Genomic DNA, 20311 nt, shown 5'->3' with positions numbered 1-20311 from the left:
TCAGGCCTCGAGGGTCAGGTCGAGACCGAGATCGATCGCACGGACACTGTGGGTCAGCGCGCCCGAGGAGATGACGTCGACGCCGGTGGCGGCGATCTCCGGGATCGTCTCCAGAGTGACATTGCCGCTGGCCTCGACGACGGCACGACCATCGATGAGTGCGACGCCGTCGCGCAGCTGAGCCGGGGTGAAGTTGTCGAGCATGATGACATCGGCGCCGCCGTCGAGCACCGCGGGCACCTGGTCGAGCCGGTCGACCTCGACCTCGATCCTCGTCGTGTGCGGCAGACGGGCACGGGCGGTGCGGATCGCCTCGGCGACGGACAGCCCGGCACCGGTGAGCACGGCGAGATGATTGTCCTTGGCCATGACCGCATCGGAGAGCCCGAAACGGTGATTGTGCCCGCCGCCGCAGACCACGGCGTGCTTCTCGAACGCCCGCAGGCCCGGGGTGGTCTTGCGGGTGTCGACGATGCGTGCGCGCCCGGCAGCGGCATCGACAAAGGCGTAAGTCTGGGTGGCGATTCCGCTCATCCGCTGGCAGAAGTTCAACGCGATCCGCTCCGCCTGCAGCACCGCTCGTGCAGGGCCCGCGACCGTGGCAAGCACCTGACCTGCGGTGAAAGAGTCTCCGTCGGCAGCGGCGAGGTCGACCGTGACATTCGGGTCGACGAGGGCGAAGGCGCGGGCGAAGACCTCGATTCCGGCGAGCACTCCGTCGTCGCGGGCACGCAGTTCGGCCCTCGCCGAGGCGGTGGCGGGGATGAAGACTTCGCCGGTGATATCGCCCCAGGGCGCGTCTTCGTCGAGGGCTGTGCGCAGTGCGGAATCGATGGTTGATGCGGTCAGCATGCGGTGGCCTCCTGAAGCAGAGCGGTGGGCGAAGTGGCGGTGGACGGCGCGGTCGTCGACGACGCGAGTGTCGTGTCGGTGCGGGTATGCGCGCCGAGGCTGTGCTCGCGGGCCAGGGCATGCCGAGCCATATGTTCGGCGATGAGGGCGAGATTCGCGGTCTCGAGTGCCTCGATTCGGGCCGCAGCCGGGGCGGTGGGGTGATCATCGGCGTTGCGGGCACCGTCGGTGGAGGTGCCGGCAATGCGGGCGCTGTTGGTGGTGGTGCTGGCTTTGCGGGCGCTGTTGGTGGTGGTGCCGGCTTTGCGGGCATCGTCACCGAGGCGGTCGAGCAGGGTCCGCAGGCCCGCGGCCGTGCGCTCCACACCCAGATGAGCCCAGGTCAGGCCCTGCAGCTCGGTTCGTGTCAGTGCCGTCTGGTGGAATGAACGGAACTGGGGGAGTGGGAGTTCATGGTCTCTGTTGACCGGCAGTGCGTCGATCGCCGCGGCGGCGCGGGCGGCGAAGACCGCGCCCTCGAGCAGAGAGTTCGAGGCCAGCCGATTGGCGCCGTGGACTCCGGTGCACGCGACCTCCCCGACAGCGAAGAGTCCCTCGATGCTCGTGCGACCGTCTCGATCCGTGGCCACCCCGCCCATGAAGTAGTGGGCGGCGGGAGTGACGGGAATGAGATCCCGGGACAGATCAAGTCCTTGAGAGGCCAGACCGGCGGTGATGCTCGGGAACTTGGCCTTCCCATCCGGGACGGCCCGCGCATCGAGGAAGCACGGACGTCCGTCCTGCTCCGCCTGGCGCCGGTGCAGGGCGAGAGCGACGACATCACGGGAGGCGAGCTCGGCACGATCGTCGACATCAGCCATGAACCGGCGGCCCCGCTCATCGAGGAGGAGAGCGCCGGCACCGCGGACGGCCTCGGAGATGAGGAAGCCGGGGCCGACAAGGGCGGTGGGATGGAACTGGAAGAACTCGAGATCGGCGACCTCGGCACCGGCACGGATGGCGGCGGCCAAACCGTCTCCGGTAGCAGCTGCAGGGTTCGTCGTGTGTGCGAAGAGCTGTCCAGCACCGCCGGTGGCCAGCACGATCGCATCGGCAGCCCGGGTCTCGACGCTGCCGTCGCGGAGCACGGTGATCCCGGTGGCTGTGGCGACTTCGGTGGCTCGACCCGGCCGGCGATCGTCGTCGCTGGTGAGGATGTCGACGAGCATCGTGTCCTCGAGCAGGGTGACTCGTCCTGCGGCGACCTCGGTGCGCAGCTTCTGCGCCAGTGCGGTGCTGATCGCCTGTCCGGTCGCATCGCCTCCGGAATGGAAGATGCGCGGGTATGAATGCGCCCCCTCCATTCCCCTGGCCCAGACTCCGGCCGGGTCGGTGTCGAAGTCCACCCCAGCCTCGGCGAGGGAGACGATCGCGTCCGAACCGGCTTCGCAGAGGGTGTGCACGGCTTCCGGATCACAGTGTCCGGCACCTGCGGTGAGCGTATCGGCGACATGAGCGTCGACCGTGTCGTCGGGGCCGATGACACCGGCGATGCCGCCCTGCGCCCACTCGGTGTTCGACTCGCCGAGGCGATCCTTCGTCACGAGCGTGACCGTGTGACGGCCCGACAGGCGCAGTGCCGCGGTCAGCCCCGCGATTCCGGAGCCTGCGACGATGACGCGGCTCATCAGATCCGCGGCTTCGCGGCGAGCATCCGCTCCAGGGACACGCGGGCGGGATCGGCCACCTCGGCGTCGACGGAGATCTGGTTGACGACCTGTCCGTCGATGAGGGATTCGAGGACCCACGCGATGTAGCCGGGGTGGATGCGGTACATCGTCGAGCACGGGCAGATGACGGGATCGAGGCAGAAGATCTCATGCTGCGGATGCTCGGCTGCCAGCCGCTGGACGAGGTTGATCTCTGTTCCGATGGCGAACGTGGTCGGTTCGGTCGCCTCGGCGATGGCCTTCGTGATGTACGCGGTCGACCCGGCCTCATCGGCGGCCTCGACAGTCTCACGCGGGCATTCGGGGTGGACGATCACGCGCACGTCCGGATGGTCGGTGCGGGCCTTGGCGATCTGGGCCGGGGTGAAGCGCTTATGCACGGAGCAGAAGCCCTGCCACAGGATGACGCGGGCCTCACCCAGGGTCTGTTCGTCGTTGTTGCCCAGCGGCCGGGCCGGGTTCCACAGCGGCATCTCGTCCAGACCGATGCCCATGTTCACCGCGGTGTTGCGGCCCAGGTGCTGGTCGGGGAAGAACAGGACGCGCTGTCCGCGTTCGAAGGCCCATTCCAGGACCACCTCGGCGTTCGAGGAGGTGCACACGATTCCGCCGTTGCGGCCGCAGAAGCCCTTGATCGCGGCCGAGGAATTCATGTAGGTGACGGGGATGACCGGGACGCGACCGTCGGCATCGGGTTCGGTGCCGAAGAGTTCGGCCAGCTGCTCCCAGCAGTCCTCTACCTGATCGATGCTGGCCATATCGGCCATCGAACAGCCGGCGGCGAGGTTGGGCAGGATGACCGACTGCTCCGGTTTCGACAGCAGATCGGCGGTCTCGGCCATGAAGTGGACACCGCAGAAGACGATGGCCTCGGCCTCCGGATGATTCTGGGCAGCCCGGGCCAGCATGAACGAGTCGCCGATGTAATCGGCGTGTTCGACGACCTCGACCCTCTGGTAGTGGTGGCCGAGCATGACGACGCGATCACCGAGGGTGGCCTTGGCGGCGCGGATGCGGGCGTCGAGCTCCTCCGGCGAGGCCTGCTTGTATCCGTCGGGAATATCGCCCTGACGTGGAGCGGCGACCGGGATCGGGTCGGCCATCGAGGAACCGGGACCGTAGCCGGAGCGTTCGTCGACGTCCCACGGCGCATCGAGCAGCTCCGTCGAGCACATGTCGTCGTTCGCGCCCGAGGCAGAGATGTCCTTGAGGGTGAGTTCGATCGAAGCTGTCGTGGTCATCATCGTCCTTCGCTCGGTGGGCGGAACCCGCGCCTCGCACGAGGTGAAACCGCCCGAAATGTTTTGCGCACTTGTGCGTTTATTTCTTTGCGCAGATTTGAGCTTAATCCTGGGGGCGGGCAATATACAACTCGGAGGTCGATGGCTCTGCGCTGTGACGGTCGATGGCTCTGCGCTCGGTGATGCAATAGGCTGTGGTCTGGCTCGCAATCCGAGTCGATGCGCACTGCGGTGGGCGCCCCCGTGAGAGTCACCGAGGCTTCGGATCGAAGCGTCGGCCTCGCCCCGCCCGCGCCGGCACCGACGACATCGCTTATCCGAAGGATTCCCATGCCCGAAGCGGCACATTCGAACCAGTTCACCTCCACGCCCGACACCGACGGGGCCGGCAGTGCGACTTCCGGCAACGGGATTGACGGCAACGTGACAGCCGGCAGCGGGACTGCCGGCGGCAGTGCCCCGGCAGGGGCCGCCTCGGCCGAGCAGCCCGCCCCCTACGGCGGTCCGGTGTCCGCGCCGGCGGCGCCGCCTCGGCGAATCCGGACCCTCGACCTCATCAAAGCCAAGGCCGAAGGCCGGCGGTGGGCGATGCTGACCAGCTACGACCAGTACACGGCGGCCCTGTTCGAACAGGCCGGGGTCGAGGCCCTGCTCATCGGCGACTCCGCGGCGAACAACGTCTACGGCCATGCGACCACCCTGCCGGTCACGGTCGACGAACTCATCCCGCTCGCCCGGGCCGTCGCCTCGGCGACGAGCCGAGCACTCATCGTCGCCGACCTGCCCTTCGGAAGCTACGAGATCTCCGATGAGCAGGCCGTGGCCACGGCCGTGCGCTTCATGAAGGAAGCCGGAGTCCACGCGGTCAAACTCGAAGGCGGGGCACGGATGGCCTCCCGGATCAAGGCGATCACGACGGCGGGCATCCCCGTCATGGCGCACATCGGCTTCACCCCGCAGGCCGAGCACAACCTCGGCGGCTACAAGGTCCAGGGCCGCGGCGAAGCCGGCACGGCGCTGCTCGACGACGCCCGCGCCGTCGCCGAGGCGGGCGCTTTCTCCGTGGTCATGGAGATGGTGCCCTCCGGGCTGGCCGGCCAGGTCACCGCCGAACTGCCGATCCCGACCGTGGGCATCGGCGCCGGCGCGGACTGCGACGCCCAGGTCCTCGTGTGGCAGGACATGGCGGGCCTGCGCACGGGGAGGGCCCCGCGCTTCGTCAAGCGCTACGCCGACCTGCATTCCGTGCTCACCGAGGCTGTCGGTTCCTATGTCGAGGACGTGAAGTCCGGGGTCTTCCCCGAGCCCGAGAGGAGTTTCGACTGATGGAGGTCGGCGGCATCCAGGCGCTGCGTCGGTGGCGGGCAGAACAGTCCGGCCGCGTCGGACTCGTCCCGACGATGGGTGCCCTGCACTCCGGGCATCAGGCGCTCATGACTCGTGCCCGATCCGAGTCGGATCTCGTCGTGGCCTCGATCTTCGTCAATCCGCTCCAGTTCGGCGCCGACGAGGACTTCGTCCAGTACCCGCGACCGATCGAAGAGGACCTGAAGAAATGCGAGGAGGCAGGAGTCGACTTCGTCTTCGCTCCGGCGCTCGCGGAGATGTACCCGTCCGCGCCCGAGGTGCGGGTCGTCGCCGGGCGCATGGGGGCGGTGTTCGAAGGCGCGGCCAGACCCGGGCACTTCGACGGGGTGCTCACCGTCGTGGCGAAGCTCTTCACTCTCATCGCTCCCGATGTCACGGTCTTCGGGCTCAAGGACATTCAGCAGTTCGTCCTGGTCAAACGCATGATCGCCGACCTCAATTTCGATATCGAGCTCATCGGTCTGCCTGTCGTCCGTGACGCCGACGGGTTGGCCATGTCGAGCCGCAATTCCTACCTGGCCGCCGACGATCGTGCCCGTGCCCTGGCGATTCCGCGGGCCCTCGATGCCGCCGCCGAGGCGGCCGAGCGGGGCCGTGGAACGGCGGAGCCCAGCGCCGGTGGCGGCAGCAGCGGCAGTGGCACAGGTGCAGGCCTGCCGGCCGCCGTCGAGGCGGCCGCGCTCGCCGAACTCGAACCGGCGGCCGAGCGCGGCGATCTCGAGATCATCTACTGCAGCCTCGTCGAGGCCGCAACCCTGCAGCCGTGCCCACCGGATTTCACGGGGTCCGCACTCCTGCTCGTCTCAGCGACGGTCGGCGGGACTCATCTCATCGACAATCTGCCGCTGGAATTCTGATTCGAGATGGGATTGTGATCGGTTTATGACGATTCTGTTGAGCGATCGACATATGCCTATGTAATCGACCGGGATGCGTCGACATCTGTGGTTTCAATTGTCAGCTATCCGCCGCTGGACCCTTGTTCTCAGTGTTCTCTGAGAATAGACTCAAAATCAGCAAGAGGAAACAGAACTTGTCGATTCGCTGAGTTCGAAGGAGATAAGCGACATGCAAGGTATGGATATCTGGTCGGTCCTGGCGAAAGTCGGGCTGGCAATCGTCATTCTCATCGTCACCTGGATTCTCGCCGCCATCGTCAAATGGGCGATCGGCAAACTCGTCACCAAGGTCCCTGCTCTGCAGCGGGACGGAAGCAATGGTCAGCAGATCGGCAAGTCGGTCGGGCAGATCGCCGGACTCGTCATCTGGCTGCTCGGACTCATCGCCGTTCTCCAGCTGTTCAACCTCGATCAGGTGCTTTCTCCGCTGCAGGGTCTGCTCGATGGAATCTTCGGATTCCTGCCGAACATCATCGGCGCAGGATTCATCTTCTTCATCGGCTATGTCTTCGCGAAGATCGCCAAACAGCTCGTCCAGACCGCACTCAATGCTGTGGATCTGACGAAGCTGACGTCGAAGTTCCGCTCACTCGGCGACAAGGCCACCGGGGTGGCCGAAGGTGCCGGACATGCTCAACCGCAACCCGGTGCCACCCAGCAGTATCCCGCACAGGGTCAGCCGGGCGGTCAGCCAGGCATGCCGCCGCAGGGTCAACAGGGCATGCCGCCGCAGGGCGGCCACCCCGGCCATGCGCCGAACCCGGACGCGGAGGCGAACGCGAAGATCTCGAACCTCATCGGCAACCTGGTCTTCGGGATCATCATCATCGTCGTTGCGATCTCGGCGCTGCAGGTTCTCGGCATCAGGGCGATTTCGGAGCCGGCCCAGCAGATGCTCCAGATATTCCTCAACGCGATCCCGCTCATCATCGCCGCCGGCATCCTGCTGGTCATCGGCTTCGTCATCGCCAAGTTCCTCGGCAATCTGCTCGAGCAGATCCTCCAGGGCATCGGCACCGACACAGCCATCAATGAGATCGGGATCGTGCCCGAAGGCACCAGTGCTTCCAATGTGATCACCCGTCTCGTGCAGGTGGCCATCATGATCTTCTTCGCGATCATGGCCGCTCGGATGCTCGGATTCCCCGAGATTACGAACATCCTCAATGAGATCCTCGACCTCGGCGGCAGCGTGCTCTTCGGCGCTGCGATCATCGCCGCAGGATTCCTCATCGCCGCGATCATCGGCAAGTTCATCACGAACAACCTCGCGTCCAAGGTGCTGCGCTACTCGGCGATCGCCCTGTTCATCGCGATGGGCCTGCGTTACATGGGCCTGGCCGATTCGATCATCAACCTCGCCTTCGGAGCCGTCGTCATCGGCGGTGCTGCGGCAGCCGCTCTGGCCTTCGGCCTCGGCGGACGGGACGCGGCCGCGAAGGTGCTCGACAAGGTCGACCTCGCCGAGGCGGCCGAGAAGACGAACCCGGACGCCGTCGACAGCGGCACACCGGGGACCGGAACGCGCACTGACGGCGGTGGCAGCGGAAGTGGGGGAGCCTCCTCGGCGAATGAGAGCTGAGTGAGCGTCTGCGCACCGAACCGAAGGGGCGGGGCAGCCGAGGATCGACCTCGGACCCCGCCCCTTTCGTGTGCTCGGGGAATCCGCGCATCAGAGGGGGATCGCGATGACCGCGACGCCGATGATGAGCAGGATGAGCGTGGAAGCGGCCTCGATGACGAAGTCGGCGCTGCGGTGGGCCATCGCCGATGCGGCGAGGCTGGCCAGGCAAGCGAGGACGAGCTGGTAGGACAGGAGCACGCCGAGGATCAGAGCGACGAGCACTGTGTAGTCGATGCCGGTCGGGGAGGCGGGCACGAGGGTCGGCAGGATCGCGAGGAAGAACAGGCCGACCTTCGGGTTGGACAGCGAGGAGATGATGCCGCGGCGATAGGACACGAGCGAGCGCAGGTGGCCCCATGAGGTCGTCTCCATGGCGTGGGCGATCTCCGTGACGGGGCCGTCGGGAGTGCCGGAAGCGGCGGACGCTGCGGGCCCGGATGATCCAGGCACCGTCGCTGCGGGCCCGGCCGATGCGGGCCCGGTCGACGACGCGGGGGAGACATCCGCGGTGGGGCCACCAGCCGCCTCGGCGGCCTTCACCTCACGGCGCAGGCGAAGGGCCTGCCGACCGGCGAGGACGCCGAGGAGACAGAGATAGAGGCCGCCGCCGATCTTGAGCACCTGGACTGCGGCAGGGTAGACGGTCAGCAGGGCGGAGACGCCGGTGAGCGCGAGGATCATCCAGACCACGGTCCCCGTGGCCGTGCCGAGCGCATAGACGAGCCCGGCCTTGCGGCGCAGCGAGGACAGGCGAATCGTCAGGATCGTCTCGGGGCCGGGCGTGACGGCAAGCGCGGCCGCAGCTCCGGTGATGGTGAGGATCTCGGGTCCGGTCACGGCACTCCTTCGGGGGTGAGGACGGTCGGCGGGGATGAAGTATCACGGTGGTCTCCGATGTCGGCGGAGCCGAGCACCATTCTGCCGGAAACGATCAATCGGGAAAAGCAATTGATCGTGAACGATCATCAGGTCATGCCTAATGATATTTCGGGTGGTCGGCGACTACTCTTGAGGGCATGTGGGATCTCAATCGTCTGCGGGTCTGGCGGGCCGTCGCGGCCACCGGCTCCGTGGTCGCCGCGGCGAAGAACCTCAACTACACCCCGGCGACCGTCAGTCAGCACATCACCACCCTGCAGAAGGCCGTCGGGGCGCCGCTCTACCGGCGGTCGGGCCGCGGCATCGAGATCACCGAACTCGGCCGACGCCTGGCCGATGACTCCGCGGAGGTCTTCACCGCTGTGAGCCGCCTCGATGATCTGGTCGAGGGATTCCGCAACGTCAGCAGGCCCCGGCTGCGGATCGCGGCGTTCACCTCGTTCAACGCGCGTCTGCTGCCGGGCATCATCGATGCTGTGGCCCGGGATCATCCGAATCTGCGATTCGATATCCAGCTCAACGAGCCGGCGAAGAATCGGCGCGGGCACTGCCTCATCGAGATCCGCGCCGAAGCCCCGCAGGACGGGGAGAACCACCTGCCGGAGATGACGCGGATTCCGCTCTTCGACGATGACTATCGGGTCGTGGTTCCCGAGGGGCACCGGTTCGCGAGTCGTCAGTCCGTGCCGTTCATCGATCTCGAGGACGAGCACTGGGTCGACTACGACATGTGGGCCGGGCCCTCGAGCAAGGTCGTCGACCATGCGTGCGCCGCGGCCGGATTCGAACGCAAGAGCTTCGCCGCCTGCGAGGACGACTTCGCGGCTCTGGCTTTGGTGGCGTCGCATATGGGCGTCACGGTCCTCCCGCGGCTCTCGACTCTGCAGCTGCCGCCCGGCCTGACCGCCGTCGACCTCACCGACCCCGTCCCGATGCGTCGAGTCGTCATGCACATCCGCGACAAAGACGCGCACTTACCCCACGTCCGTGCCTTCGCCACAGCAGCGAAGGAAGCCGTCGCACCCCACCTCACCCCTTAACTGCTACCCGACGGGGGCCCAGCAACCTCGCGCCAGGTTGCTGGGCCCCCGTCGGGTAGTCCTGGGAGGGGAGATGCGCTGTTCCTCATAGTGGGCTGAGACCCCGCCGGGAGGGTGGTGGGATAGGCTGTTGGGGTGAGTTCTGAAATCGAAATCGGCAGAGGCAAGCGCGGCCGTCGCGCCTATTCGCTCGATGACATCGCCATCGTCCCCGCTCGCCGCACCCGTGACCCCGAAGACGTGTCCCTGAGCTGGCAGATCGACGCCTACCAGTTCGAGCTGCCCTTCATCGGCGCCCCCATGGACTCGGCCATGTCCCCGGAGACCGTCATCGCCCTCGGTCGATTCGGCGGCCTCGGCGTCCTCGACCTCGAAGGGCTGTGGACCCGGTACGAGGATCCGACCCCGCAGCTGGCCGAAATCGCCCAGCTGCCGGCGGAGATGGCGACCTCCCGGATGCAGGAGCTCTACTCCGCACCCATCCAAGCCGAACTCATCACCGCCCGCCTCGAGCAGATCCGCGAGGCCGGAGTCACCGTCGCCGGTGCCCTGACCCCGCAGCGGACCCAGGAGTTCTACAAGACCGTCATCGACGCCGGTGTCGACATCTTCGTCATCCGCGGCACCACGGTCTCGGCCGAGCACGTCTCGACCCACACCGAACCGCTCAACCTCAAACAGTTCATCTACGAACTCGATGTGCCCGTCATCGTCGGCGGAGCCGCCACCTACACCGCGGCCCTGCACCTCATGCGCACCGGTGCCGCCGGTGTCCTCGTCGGCTTCGGCGGGGGAGCGGCGGCCACCACCCGCAAGACCTTGGGCATCCACGCCCCGATGGCCACGGCCGTCGCCGACGTCCACGCCGCCCGACGCGACTATATGGACGAATCCGGTGGCCGCTACGTCCATGTCATCGCCGACGGCGGACTCGGCACCAGCGGCGAGATCGTCAAGGCCTTCGGAGTCGGCGCCGACGCCGTCATGCTCGGCACCGCCCTGGCCCGGTCGACCGAAGCCCCCGGTCGCGGCATGCACTGGGGTGCCGAAGCCCACCACCCGGACCTGCCGCGCGGCCACCGCGTGGAACTGGGCACCGTCGGCAGCCTCGAACAGGTCCTCTTCGGCCCCGGCCGCACCGCGATCGGCGAACTCAACCTCGCCGGTGCCCTGCGGCGGGCACTGGCGACCACCGGCTACCTCGACCTCAAGGAATTCCAACGCGTCGACGTCACCGTCTCGCCCTACCAGACCGGTTCGGTGGTCTGACTGTTCCGCCTGGCACTGACTCCCAAATGGCTGGGGTCCCTGCTCCTCGTCCTGGTGCTCGTCACCTGCTTCGTCGGACTCTCCGCATGGCAGGTCGACCGGGCCCAGCACAAGAACGACGTCGCGGAATCGTCCGCAGTCGATGAACTCAAGGACTTCAACGACGTCATGGATGCCCAGGCCCCGATGCCCGGCATCCTCGCCGACCAGCGGGTCAGCCTGTCAGGACACTGGATCCCCGACGCCCAGATCGTCGTCCCCGGTCGCGTCCAGGACGGTGAGACCGGGTATTGGGTCGTCACGATGTTCGCCCCCGACGGGGGCCACCTCGGTGAGGGGGTCAAGGTTGCGAACGCCGAGAAGAAGACGATCGCGATCCCCGTCGTCCGCGGTTTCACCACCGACGAGGACACGGCGATGACGTCGACCGCCCGGGACGGCCAGGTCGAACTGACCGCGCGCATCGGACCCATCGAAGGCCCCGTCGAGGGCAACGATCTGCCCGAGGGGCAGGTGCACACGGTCTCGACCTCGCAGATCATCAACCTGTTCCCCGACCTGCTCACCTACTCCGGATTCCTCATCCCGGAGAAGGCCACCGGTGCCGCCGCCTCCGTGGGCACCGACGGCCTCGAACAGGTTCCGACCACGACGACGCGCGACGCAGGCGGATTTGATCTGCAGTCGGCGGTCTACGCCCTCGAATGGATCATCTTCGCAGCCATGGCCCTCTACATGTGGGGCCAGCTGCTGCGCGACGACTACCTCAGGCGCCGCCTCGGCGAGGATTCCCAGGAATCGGAGAAGCGCGTCGAGTATGTTGTCGTCAAGCCCGCAGGCGACGCGACCATCGACCCCGAGGTGATGTCCGGACTGACCGGACTGCCGGCCCATCGTCACGGTGGACGGAAAACCGGGAAGACACCCGGGAAGAGACCCGGGAAGAAGGCCGGAGACACGCCCGGCCCGACCGACACCGACACTTCCACGACCGGAGGAAACTGAGCGTGAGCGAAGAACACGAGTCCTTGGACTCCCGCCCCGATTTCGACGAGAACGAGGTGTGGAGCGTCAAACGCTTCACCTCGGCCCGCAATGCGCTGAAGTTCTACCGCGTGATGGCGTTCATCACCGGCACGATGCTGCTCATCCTCACGGTCGAGATGATCTACAAGTACCTCATCGCCGCCGACTCGGAGACAGCCCTGAACTTCGGCGGCTTCAACCTCGCCGCGGCCATCGCGATCTGCCACGGCTGGTGCTATGTCGTCTACCTCATCGGGTGCTTCTGGCTCAATCAGCAGATGCGATGGAGCCTCGGCCGCTACCTCATCCTCGCCCTGGCCGGCGTCGTGCCCGTGATGTCGTTCATCTTGGAGCGCCGCATCCACCGTCAGGTCGACGCGGAGCTCGAAGCCGCCGTCGTCGTCGCCCCCAGGTCCTAGGACAGCATCCACCCTCACCGAGGCGGCCCGCCGTTCCGTACTCGACCGTGGTGGCGAAACCGGTCCGGTTCACCCCCACCGAGGCGGCCCGCCGACTCGTGCGCATCGTCCCCGAGGACAGTGCTGGCCCCGAATTCGGGCGTTCGGTCGCCGACGCTTAGAATTGGATCATGACGCAATCCCAGAGCACGCAGGTGCCCCCTGTCCTCGTCGTCGATTTCGGCGCCCAGTACGCCCAGCTCATCGCGCGCCGCATCCGCGAAGCCGGTCTGTACTCGGAGATCATCGCCCACGACGCCCCGGCGTCCGAGTTCGCCGCGAAGAACCCTGTGGCCATCGTGCTCTCCGGTGGCCCCTCGAGCGTCAACGACGCCGGCGCACCGAGCTTCGACACGTCCGTGTTCGACCTCGGAGTGCCCACGATGGGCATCTGCTACGGCTTCCAGCTGATGTCGACCGCGCTCGGCGGACGCGTGGCCAAGACCGATAAGCGCGAATACGGATCGACCCCGGTCTCCGTGTCCCAGACCGGAGCACTGCTGGCCGAGACCCCGGGCAACTACAAGGTCTGGATGTCCCATGGGGACTCCGTCGCCGAGGCGCCCGCCGGCTTCGACGTCCTCGCCTCCACCCCTGACACTCCCGTCGCGGCCTTCGAATGCGAGGCGAAGAGGTTCGCCGGCGTGCAGTGGCACCCCGAGGTCCTCCACTCGGAGAACGGGCAGAAGATCCTCGAGAACTTCCTGTTCAACGTCGCCGGCCTCGAAGCCGACTGGACGAACGAATCCGTCATCGACGAGCAGGTCGAACTCATCCGCGCCCGAGTCGGGAACAAGAAGGTCATCTGCGGCCTGTCCGGCGGAGTCGACTCCTCCGTGGCCGCAGCACTGGTCCATAAGGCCATCGGCGACCAGCTCACCTGTGTCTTCGTCGACCACGGTCTGCTGCGTCAGGACGAGCGCGTCCAGGTCGAGAAGGACTACGTCGATTCGATCGGCGTCCGCCTGGTCACCGTCGACGCCCGTGAGCAGTTCCTGTCGCAGCTCGCCGGGGTCACCGACCCGGAGGAGAAGCGCAAGATCATCGGCCGCGAGTTCATCCGCACCTTCGAGACCGCTGCCGCCGACCTCGTGCTCGAGGCCCAGGAGGGCGAAGGCGAAGAGATCGCGTTCCTCGTCCAGGGCACCCTCTACCCCGACGTCGTCGAATCCGGCGGGGGATCGGGCACCGCGAACATCAAGAGCCACCACAACGTCGGCGGCCTGCCTGATGACATCCAGTTCCAGCTCATCGAACCCCTGCGCGCCCTGTTCAAGGACGAGGTCCGCGCCATCGGCCGCGAACTCGGCGTGCCCGAGGTCATCGTCTCCCGCCAGCCGTTCCCCGGGCCCGGCCTGGGCATCCGCATCATCGGCGAAGTCACCGAGGAGCGCCTGACCATCCTGCGCAAGGCCGATGCGATCGCCCGCGCAGAGCTGACGAAGGCCGGCCTCGACGGAGAGATCTGGCAGTGTCCGGTCGTGCTCCTGGCCGATGTCCGCTCCGTCGGCGTCCAGGGCGACGGCCGCACCTACGGCCACCCCGTCGTGCTGCGCCCGGTCTCGAGCGAGGACGCGATGACCGCCGACTGGACGCGCATCCCCTACGATGTGCTCTGCGTGATCTCGAACCGCATCACCAACGAGGTCGATGACATCAACCGCGTCGTCCTCGACGTCACCTCGAAGCCTCCGGGCACGATCGAATGGGAGTGACCCTCCGCGACCGTTGAGGGGGTCCTGCGCACGTGAACGTGCGGACACCCTCGCCGAGGCGGCCCCGACCGCGACCCCGACTACCGTTCCTGAACACCGTTCAGTTACAGTGGAAGGGTGCTCGGGGCCGCCTCGAGCGTCCCCGATCCCGGTCGGGGAGGATCACGACCGATGGAGTACTCATGACACCGACCCACAGCACCACCTCGGCGGGCATCACCCGTCCTCGCTCGGCCGGCAGCGATATCGCCCTCGTCGCGGTCTTCGCGGCGATGCTCGCCGCCTTCGCGATGATGCCGCCGGTCCCGGTCGGTCCCCTCGGTGTGCCGATCACCCTGCAGACCTTCGCTATCGCCCTGTGCGGGATGGTGCTCGGACCCTGGCGCGGCTTCTCAGCCACCCTGCTCTACGTCGTCCTCGGGCTCATCGGACTCCCGATCTTCTCGGGGATGCGCGGCGGAATCGGCGTCCTCGCCGGCCCGAGCGCCGGCTATATCCTCTCCTTCGCCCTCTACGCCCTCCTCGCCGGGTTCATCGCCCGTTGGGCCGTGCGCCGCTTCAGAGGAATGAAGCTCGGTGTGGTGCTGTTCCTCGGCGGCTTCGGCGGCAGCCTCCTGCTCAACCACCCGCTGGGCATTCTCGGCATGTCGATCAACGGCGATCTGCCGCTCGGCGTGGCTGCGGTCGCGGACCTCGCCTACTGGCCCGGTGACATTGTCAAGAACATCCTGGCCGCCTCGGTGGCGGTGCTCATCCACCGTGCGTTCCCCGATGTGCTGCGTCGTCGCGGCATCAGCGTGGAATCGGCGGCGACCGGTCAGGAGCGGGACGCGAAGTGACACGTGAGATCCGGTTGAGCGACGTCGGCGTCGGAGTCCTCGATGACGGACCCGACGGCGATGTCGTGCGCCCGATCCTCACACACATCACCCTCACCCTCACCGAGGATGTCGTCGCCGTCATCGGCGCCAACGGCTCAGGCAAATCGACCCTGCTGCAGCTGTTCAACGGGCTGGTCACCGCGAATGCCGGCGAGGTCCTCGTCGACGGTATCGACCCGCGCCGGCAGCCGACGAAGGTGCGCTCTCGCGTCGGTTTCGTCTTCACCGATCCGGCCGCGCAGCTGGTCATGCCGACCCCGATCGAGGACATCGAGCTGTCCCTGCGCAAGTCCGTGCCCAAGCGTGAGCGGCGGGCCGCGGCCCTGGCGGTGCTCGACGAGCTCGGCATCGCCGACCTCGCCGAACGCAGCGTCTACGAACTCTCCGGCGGTCAGCGTCAGCTCGTGGCCCTGGCTGCGGTGCTCGCGGTCGATCCGCAGATCCTCGTCCTCGACGAGCCGACGACCCTGCTCGACCTGCGCAACCAGGAGCGCCTGCGCGTGCATCTGCAGAATCTCGTGTCCAGGCGCGGGGTGCGCATCATCCTCACCACCCATGACCTCGAGTTCGCGCAGATCGCCCAGCGCGCGATCGTCGTCGACGACGGTCGGATCGCTGCTGATTCCACCCCCGCCGAGGCGGTCGCCGCCTACCGGAACCTCATCATGAGCGATACGCCATGACCCGGTCGGTGACGTGGCGGACGAACGCCGGCATCAAGGCCAGGCCGCAGCTCTTCGGGAAGGTGGCGCATCCTCGGGGATGGCTGCATTCGGTGCCGACGGGGGTGAAGCTGGGGGTGATCGCCGTTATCGGCATCGTCGCGCTCATCTTCCGCGACGCGGCGATCAACTGGTCGATGTTCGCTGTCCTCGTCGTCGTCGGCTTCACCGCCCGGCTGCGGGTGACGCACTTCCTGCGCACATGGAACTATGTGGCGGTGCTCGTGGCCATCGTCATGGGGCTGCAGTACCTCTTCGGGTCCGTGGAGTCGGGTCTGGCCGTCGGCGGGACCGTGTTCGCCTGTGTGCAGGCGGCCCTGATCCTCACCCTGACTACGTCGGTGGCGCAGCTGCTCGACACGTTCACGGTGCTGGTCTCACCCTTGCGCTTCGTCGGCGCGAACACCGAGGCGATCGCACTGACCGCGAGCCTCATGGTCCGGGCGATCTCGCATATCTCCGGTCTGCTCGGCGAGGCCGAACGCGCCGCCCGGGCCAGGGGACTGGACTCGAGCATCAAGGCCCGAGTGGTGCCGGCGATCCTGCGGTCGGTGAAATACGCGCAGGACACGGGACGAGCCCTCGACGCCCGCGGCATCGTGGACTGACCGTCTCGATCGACCGCTCGAGTTGCCGTCGATCGCTCATCGCATAGCTTGATACAACGATGCGGACTTGAGCGGTCGGCGAAGCGGCTGAATGAAAAGCCGGCGGGGCGGTGCTGTGTCAGCACCGCCCCGTAGTGTTCGTCGCACGTTGTCGAAAACGGACAGCTGTTTCGGATGAGAGCGGAGCCATGTCGAGCCCGAGCCTGCAGGCGCCTGTACTGGAGAGGTTCTACCTCTCAGCTGCCCCGAACCCGATCGCGTTCATCGACGAGTCGATGAGGCAGCCGGCCGTCGCGGGGGAGGGCAGAGTCGGGCAGGAGGTGTCGTTCTATCAGATGGCCGCGGTCATCTTCTCCTCTGCTCGCTTGGACTCCGTTCGCGAGCGACTCGTGGGTGTGGCCGGCGGAACCTATTGGCACACGAACAGGAAGTTCCGCGGAAGCGATGTCGACCGCGGTGACATCGTCGAGATGATCGAGGCGGTCACCGAGGAATCGGTGTGGAACGTCATCGCAGTGAAGATGCCGATGGCAGGTGACGCTCGGAGAGACATAGCTCGCGCCAGGGCGCTGTGCCTGGACCGGCTCGTCCGCAACCTCACGAGCGGCACCGGAGACGAGGCCGTGCGCGGGATCGTCGCTGACAACAACAGGGATCAGAAGCTCAACGCTGTTGATGAGCAGGTCGTCGATAAGCTGCGCCGGTCGGGTGCGATTCACTCCGATGTGGCGTTTGCCCACGGTCGAATGGGGTCTGAACCGCTGTTGTGGTCGGCGGACGTGATGTCATGGGCGGTGCAGCGGAACATCGCCCGGGACGATGCGAGATTTATTGAGCCGACACTGCGAGAGGGAAAGCTGACGATGGTCAATGCCGTCGATGGAAAGCCCTTGAATATGAAGCACCCCCTGGGTGCTTCCGCATTCACCAGGGGGCCGTCTTCCCAAGGGCCGGGATTATCCGGTAGCCCGGGGCATGACGTTGCTTCACCATCCATGATACCAGCGCGTTTTTGGGTCGACAACGGCGCACTGTTCGCTCCCGGCCAGTCGGCAGGCCGTGATCTGCAGCGACAGATCCGCGCCCTGGGTGAAGCGGCTCGGCGGGCAATCGGACGATGAACCCGAAGACCCAGCGCATCTGAAGATCGGTCTCAGCGGATCATCCGGTATGAGGAGTAGCCTCGGCGACAGAGGGGGCGAACCCCCACCCGAACCGAAGGAGACATGATGACCGGCACCGCGAACACCGTCCTGTTGGCCATGGACTTCCAGAACGGCATCGCCGGCGACGAGGCTTTCGCTGCGACCGGTGTGCTCGAACGCGCACGGGACGCCGTCGCCGCGGCCCGCAGCCACGACATCCCCGTCGTCTGGGTGCGTGTGGCCCTGCGCGAGGGACACCCGGAGTTGGCCGCAACGGCATCGTTCGCGCAGATCGCCGCCCATGGTGACCTCGATGAGGCGCATGCCTCGACGAGCATCCACGACACTCTTGACCGTCATCAGGGGGAACCGATCGTGACGAAGCGCCGCATCAGCGCCTTCACCGGCAGCGACCTCGAAGTTCTGCTGCGCGGCTACGCGGCGACGTCGCTCGTGCTCGCCGGTGTGGCCACGAGCGGTGTCGTGCTCTCGACGGTGCGTCAGGCTGCCGATCTCGACTTCGAACTCACGGTGCTCTCCGACGCCTGCGCCGACCGCGACCCCGAGGTCCACCAGGTGCTCACCGAGAAGGTGTTCCCCAAACAGGCGGCAGTGCTCACCGTCGCCGACTGGTCGGCGAACCTCGGCTGAGTGCATCAGCTTCTCAGCGCCGACCGCTCACGTCAGCGTCGACCGCTCACCTCAGCGGCTCGCGCTTTCGCCGACCGCTCACCTGCGCGCCGACCGCTCACCTCAGCGTCCAACGCTCACCTCAGCGGCCCGCGTTTTCGTCGACTGCTCACCTCAGCGTCCAGCGCTCACTGTATAACTTGATACAGCGACGGTAAGGTGAGCGGTCGGTGAAAGAGCCGCCGGCAGTCAGGCAGCGTGGGCACTGTCAGTAGGGCAGAGGGTTCTCGAGCCCGGAGTTGACCATCGAGCTGAACCCGCGGCCGAGCACCTGCGGGGCGGGATTCTCGATCGCCCGCGAATAGTGGCCGACGAGCTGCGAGCACACGCTCTTCCAACTCCTGGCCCGCACCTGCTCACGGCCGGCGACCCCGAAGGCCCGACGTTTCGCCTCGTCGCCGAGGAGGTCCGCCGCATGCGCTCGCATGGCCCGCAGGTCTTTCGGGGTGTAGAGCCACCCGGTCCGCGATGAGTCGACGAGGTCGAGCGGGCCGCCTCGGGCAGGGGCGATGACCGGCACCTCGGAGGCCATGGCCTCCTGGATGGTCTGGCAGAAGGTCTCGAGTTCGCCCGGTGCGACCATGAGGTCGAAGCTCGCCACCGCCTGGGCCAGGGCATCTCCGCCGAGGAACCCGGTGAAATGCGCCTCCGGCAGCAGCCGCTGCAGACGCGTCCGCCAAGGACCGTCACCGACGATGACAACCTTCGCCCCGGGCAGATCGGTGAGCGCGGCAAGGTCGTCGACCTGCTTCTCCGCGGCCAACCTGCCGACGAAGCCGATGATCTTCTCCCCCTCCGGGGCAACGCTTCGACGCCACGCCTCGGACCGGTGACCCGGGTCGAAGCGGGAGGAATCGACCCCACGGGCCCACAGGGCCACCTCGGCGACACCGAGCCCTTCCAGTTGATCGATCGTGTACGACGACGGGGCCAGAGTCAGAGAGGAATGCTGGTGGATATTGCGCACATGGTTCCACAGCATGGCTTCGATGCCGTGCATGCCGTATCGGGCGGCATAGGCGGGAACCTCGGTCTGGTAGATCGCCACGGTCGGCAGATTGAGCGCCTGGGCAGCCAGCACCCCACGCCAACCGAGGACGAACGGGCTGGCCAGGTGGACGACGTCCGGGGCGAAGCGCTGCAGCAGCCGGCGGATGCGGGTGACGCCGCCGGGAGCCACGCGGATGCGCCGATACTTCGGCAAGGCGATCGAGGGAACCCGGACGATGCGGGCGCCTGCGACCTCCTTCGGACCGTCCCTGCGCGTGCCCGGAGCGATGACGAGGACCTCGTCACCGCGGTCGGCCAGATGGTCGAGGACCCGCAGGAGTGAGTGGGTGACCCCATTCATGTTGGGGAGGAAGGATTCTGCAATGATCGCTACTCTCACGATTCCCAGCTAAGGTCTCCCGGGTGACGATTGCGTGACCCGAAGGCGACCGGTCGGCGACATCTGGCCGAAATCGGACCAGCGCACAGACGCTCCGGTGTCCGGGTGGTGGCCTGTTCGCGACGAGTCTGAACCCCGCGTAAACTGAGGTGTCGGAAAAGCTCGCGCAGCACAGGGAACGAGGAGATCGGCCATGGTCTGGTTCATCGTCGGCGGTTGTGTACTCGCCGCCCTCATCGTCCTCTTCGTCGTCCTCATCGTCCTGCGCTTCAATCAGCTGTCCATGGCCCGGTCGCTGTGCGACGAGGCCAGACGCCAGCTCATCGGTGAGATCCGCGCCCGCCACGCTCTCGTACCCGCCTATATCGGCACGCTCCAGCAAATCGCCGGGCACGACCTGTCCCGGCTCGAACTCGCGCTCGCCTCCGCCGAACGGGCTCCCTTCGACCACCGTGGAGCCGCGGCCGAGAACGCCCTGACCGCCGCCGTCGACGACGCCGCCCTCATCCCCGCGACGCGGCCGGAGAGGTCCCTGACCTCGGACTCTGCCCGGTCCCAGCAGGCAGCGGTCAACGACGAGGTCGACACGACGATCCAGCTGCTGCACGGTCAGCTGCAGGTGCTCACCGAACGGATCCTCGCAGGCTCCCGCTTCTACAATACGAACGTCGACCGCTATCACCGACAGCGGGAGCGACTGGTCTCCCGTCTCTTCGGCGGGGTCTTCAAGCCCCGCGCCCCGTTCACCGAAGCGATCGATGACGACGGCGGGCCCGGCTTGGCGGGCCCCGCCTC

General features: G+C 66.9%; 19 protein-coding genes. 14 read left to right on the top strand and 5 right to left on the bottom strand.

The genetic code is table 11. From position 1 onward, the window contains the following. The 3 genes from nadC to nadA are packed head-to-tail and all read right to left on the bottom strand — an operon-like array spanning position 1 to position 3802. Entirely contained in the window at positions 1-852 is an 852-nt protein-coding gene (gene nadC / locus AD89_RS0101510) for a carboxylating nicotinate-nucleotide diphosphorylase (RefSeq protein ID WP_025776842.1), read from the bottom strand. Next, positions 846-2519 (bottom strand): L-aspartate oxidase, encoded by a 1674-nt coding sequence (nadB, locus tag AD89_RS0101505; protein WP_025776841.1) that lies wholly within the window; start codon positions 2517-2519, stop codon positions 846-848. The genes nadC and nadB overlap by 7 nt, the downstream gene beginning before the upstream one ends. Beyond that, entirely contained in the window at positions 2519-3802 is a 1284-nt protein-coding gene (gene nadA / locus AD89_RS0101500) for a quinolinate synthase NadA (protein WP_025776840.1), read from the bottom strand. Before nadA ends, nadB begins: the two co-directional genes overlap by 1 nt. 330 nt (positions 3803-4132) lie before the next feature. Here nadA and panB point away from each other — a divergent pair, with 330 nt between their 5' ends. The 3 genes from panB (at position 4133) to AD89_RS0101485 (ending at position 7651) form a co-directional block, all read left to right on the top strand. Then, entirely contained in the window at positions 4133-5128 is a 996-nt protein-coding gene (gene panB, locus AD89_RS0101495) for a 3-methyl-2-oxobutanoate hydroxymethyltransferase (RefSeq protein WP_025776839.1), read from the top strand. Beyond that, positions 5128-6027: a pantoate--beta-alanine ligase gene (gene panC / locus AD89_RS0101490; protein ID WP_025776838.1), complete on the top strand. Its 900-nt coding sequence runs from the start codon at positions 5128-5130 to the stop codon at positions 6025-6027. Before panB ends, panC begins: the two co-directional genes overlap by 1 nt. Before the next feature lie 211 nt (positions 6028-6238). Beyond that, entirely contained in the window at positions 6239-7651 is a 1413-nt protein-coding gene (locus tag AD89_RS0101485) for a mechanosensitive ion channel (RefSeq protein WP_081770301.1), read from the top strand. 90 nt (positions 7652-7741) lie between these two features. On the opposite strand, the gene AD89_RS0101480 is transcribed toward AD89_RS0101485, so the two are convergent. Continuing rightward, the gene (locus AD89_RS0101480) at positions 7742-8530 is read right to left on the bottom strand and encodes a LysE family translocator (RefSeq protein WP_025776836.1); all 789 of its coding nucleotides are present in this window, start codon (positions 8528-8530) and stop codon (positions 7742-7744) included. A gap of 179 nt (positions 8531-8709) precedes the next feature. Here AD89_RS0101480 and AD89_RS0101470 point away from each other — a divergent pair, with 179 nt between their 5' ends. The 10 genes from AD89_RS0101470 to AD89_RS0101420 all read left to right on the top strand — a co-directional run bounded on the left by AD89_RS0101470 (position 8710) and on the right by AD89_RS0101420 (position 18087). Next, positions 8710-9612, top strand: a complete 903-nt coding sequence (locus AD89_RS0101470; RefSeq protein ID WP_025776835.1) for a LysR family transcriptional regulator — start codon at positions 8710-8712, stop codon at positions 9610-9612. A gap of 135 nt (positions 9613-9747) precedes the next feature. Beyond that, positions 9748-10881, top strand: coding sequence for a GuaB3 family IMP dehydrogenase-related protein (locus AD89_RS0101465; RefSeq protein WP_025776834.1), 1134 nt, complete (start codon positions 9748-9750; stop codon positions 10879-10881). A gap of 54 nt (positions 10882-10935) precedes the next feature. Next, positions 10936-11886, top strand: coding sequence for an SURF1 family protein (locus AD89_RS0101460; protein ID WP_231488347.1), 951 nt, complete (start codon positions 10936-10938; stop codon positions 11884-11886). Positions 11887-11888: 2 nt separating this feature from the next. Continuing rightward, positions 11889-12326: a DUF3817 domain-containing protein gene (locus tag AD89_RS0101455; RefSeq protein WP_025776832.1), complete on the top strand. Its 438-nt coding sequence runs from the start codon at positions 11889-11891 to the stop codon at positions 12324-12326. A 170-nt stretch (positions 12327-12496) separates the two neighbouring features. Continuing rightward, positions 12497-14080, top strand: a complete 1584-nt coding sequence (gene guaA, locus AD89_RS0101445) for a glutamine-hydrolyzing GMP synthase (protein ID WP_025776831.1) — start codon at positions 12497-12499, stop codon at positions 14078-14080. A gap of 182 nt (positions 14081-14262) precedes the next feature. Next, complete coding sequence (locus AD89_RS0101440; protein WP_025776830.1) at positions 14263-14919, top strand: biotin transporter BioY; 657 nt, start codon at positions 14263-14265, stop codon at positions 14917-14919. Continuing rightward, a complete protein-coding gene (locus AD89_RS0101435) occupies positions 14916-15644 on the top strand; it encodes an energy-coupling factor ABC transporter ATP-binding protein (protein WP_025776829.1) in 729 nt (242 codons plus the stop codon). The genes AD89_RS0101440 and AD89_RS0101435 overlap by 4 nt, the downstream gene beginning before the upstream one ends. Continuing rightward, complete coding sequence (locus AD89_RS0101430) at positions 15641-16291, top strand: energy-coupling factor transporter transmembrane component T family protein (RefSeq protein WP_025776828.1); 651 nt, start codon at positions 15641-15643, stop codon at positions 16289-16291. The genes AD89_RS0101435 and AD89_RS0101430 overlap by 4 nt, the downstream gene beginning before the upstream one ends. A 188-nt stretch (positions 16292-16479) precedes the next feature. After that, complete coding sequence (locus AD89_RS19135) at positions 16480-17412, top strand: hypothetical protein (RefSeq protein WP_025776827.1); 933 nt, start codon at positions 16480-16482, stop codon at positions 17410-17412. A 105-nt stretch (positions 17413-17517) separates the two neighbouring features. Further along, positions 17518-18087, top strand: coding sequence for a cysteine hydrolase family protein (locus AD89_RS0101420; RefSeq protein ID WP_231488344.1), 570 nt, complete (start codon positions 17518-17520; stop codon positions 18085-18087). Positions 18088-18334: 247 nt separating this feature from the next. On the opposite strand, the gene AD89_RS0101415 is transcribed toward AD89_RS0101420, so the two are convergent. Beyond that, positions 18335-19516, bottom strand: a complete 1182-nt coding sequence (locus tag AD89_RS0101415; protein ID WP_025776825.1) for a glycosyltransferase family 4 protein — start codon at positions 19514-19516, stop codon at positions 18335-18337. 193 nt (positions 19517-19709) lie between these two features. Between AD89_RS0101415 and AD89_RS0101410 the strand changes: the two genes are divergently transcribed. Further along, positions 19710-20311: LemA family protein (locus tag AD89_RS0101410; protein WP_025776824.1), on the top strand; the 602-nt coding region annotated here is incomplete at its 3' end.

It is taken from the genome of Brevibacterium sp. VCM10, from assembly GCF_000583215.1.
GTDB lineage: Bacteria > Actinomycetota > Actinomycetes > Actinomycetales > Brevibacteriaceae > Brevibacterium > Brevibacterium linens.
The sequence above is the reverse complement of the archived record's forward strand: the minus strand, read 5'-3'. Positions and strand labels throughout refer to the sequence as shown.

Excerpts from the sequence above, each read along its gene's own strand:
- nadC (WP_025776842.1), bottom strand. The coding sequence starts at position 852 with ATGCTGACCGCATCAACCATCGATTCCGCACTGCGCACAGCCCTCGAC.
- nadB (WP_025776841.1), bottom strand. The coding sequence starts at position 2,519 with ATGAGCCGCGTCATCGTCGCAGGCTCCGGAATCGCGGGGCTGACCGCG.
- nadA (WP_025776840.1), bottom strand. The coding sequence starts at position 3,802 with ATGACCACGACAGCTTCGATCGAACTCACCCTCAAGGACATCTCTGCC.
- panB (WP_025776839.1), top strand. The coding sequence starts at position 4,133 with ATGCCCGAAGCGGCACATTCGAACCAGTTCACCTCCACGCCCGACACC.
- panC (WP_025776838.1), top strand. The coding sequence starts at position 5,128 with ATGGAGGTCGGCGGCATCCAGGCGCTGCGTCGGTGGCGGGCAGAACAG.
- AD89_RS0101485 (WP_081770301.1), top strand. The coding sequence starts at position 6,239 with ATGCAAGGTATGGATATCTGGTCGGTCCTGGCGAAAGTCGGGCTGGCA.
- AD89_RS0101470 (WP_025776835.1), top strand. The coding sequence starts at position 8,710 with ATGTGGGATCTCAATCGTCTGCGGGTCTGGCGGGCCGTCGCGGCCACC.
- guaA (WP_025776831.1), top strand. The coding sequence starts at position 12,497 with ATGACGCAATCCCAGAGCACGCAGGTGCCCCCTGTCCTCGTCGTCGAT.
- AD89_RS0101440 (WP_025776830.1), top strand. The coding sequence starts at position 14,263 with ATGACACCGACCCACAGCACCACCTCGGCGGGCATCACCCGTCCTCGC.
- AD89_RS0101430 (WP_025776828.1), top strand. The coding sequence starts at position 15,641 with ATGACCCGGTCGGTGACGTGGCGGACGAACGCCGGCATCAAGGCCAGG.
- AD89_RS19135 (WP_025776827.1), top strand. The coding sequence starts at position 16,480 with ATGTCGAGCCCGAGCCTGCAGGCGCCTGTACTGGAGAGGTTCTACCTC.
- AD89_RS0101420 (WP_231488344.1), top strand. The coding sequence starts at position 17,518 with ATGATGACCGGCACCGCGAACACCGTCCTGTTGGCCATGGACTTCCAG.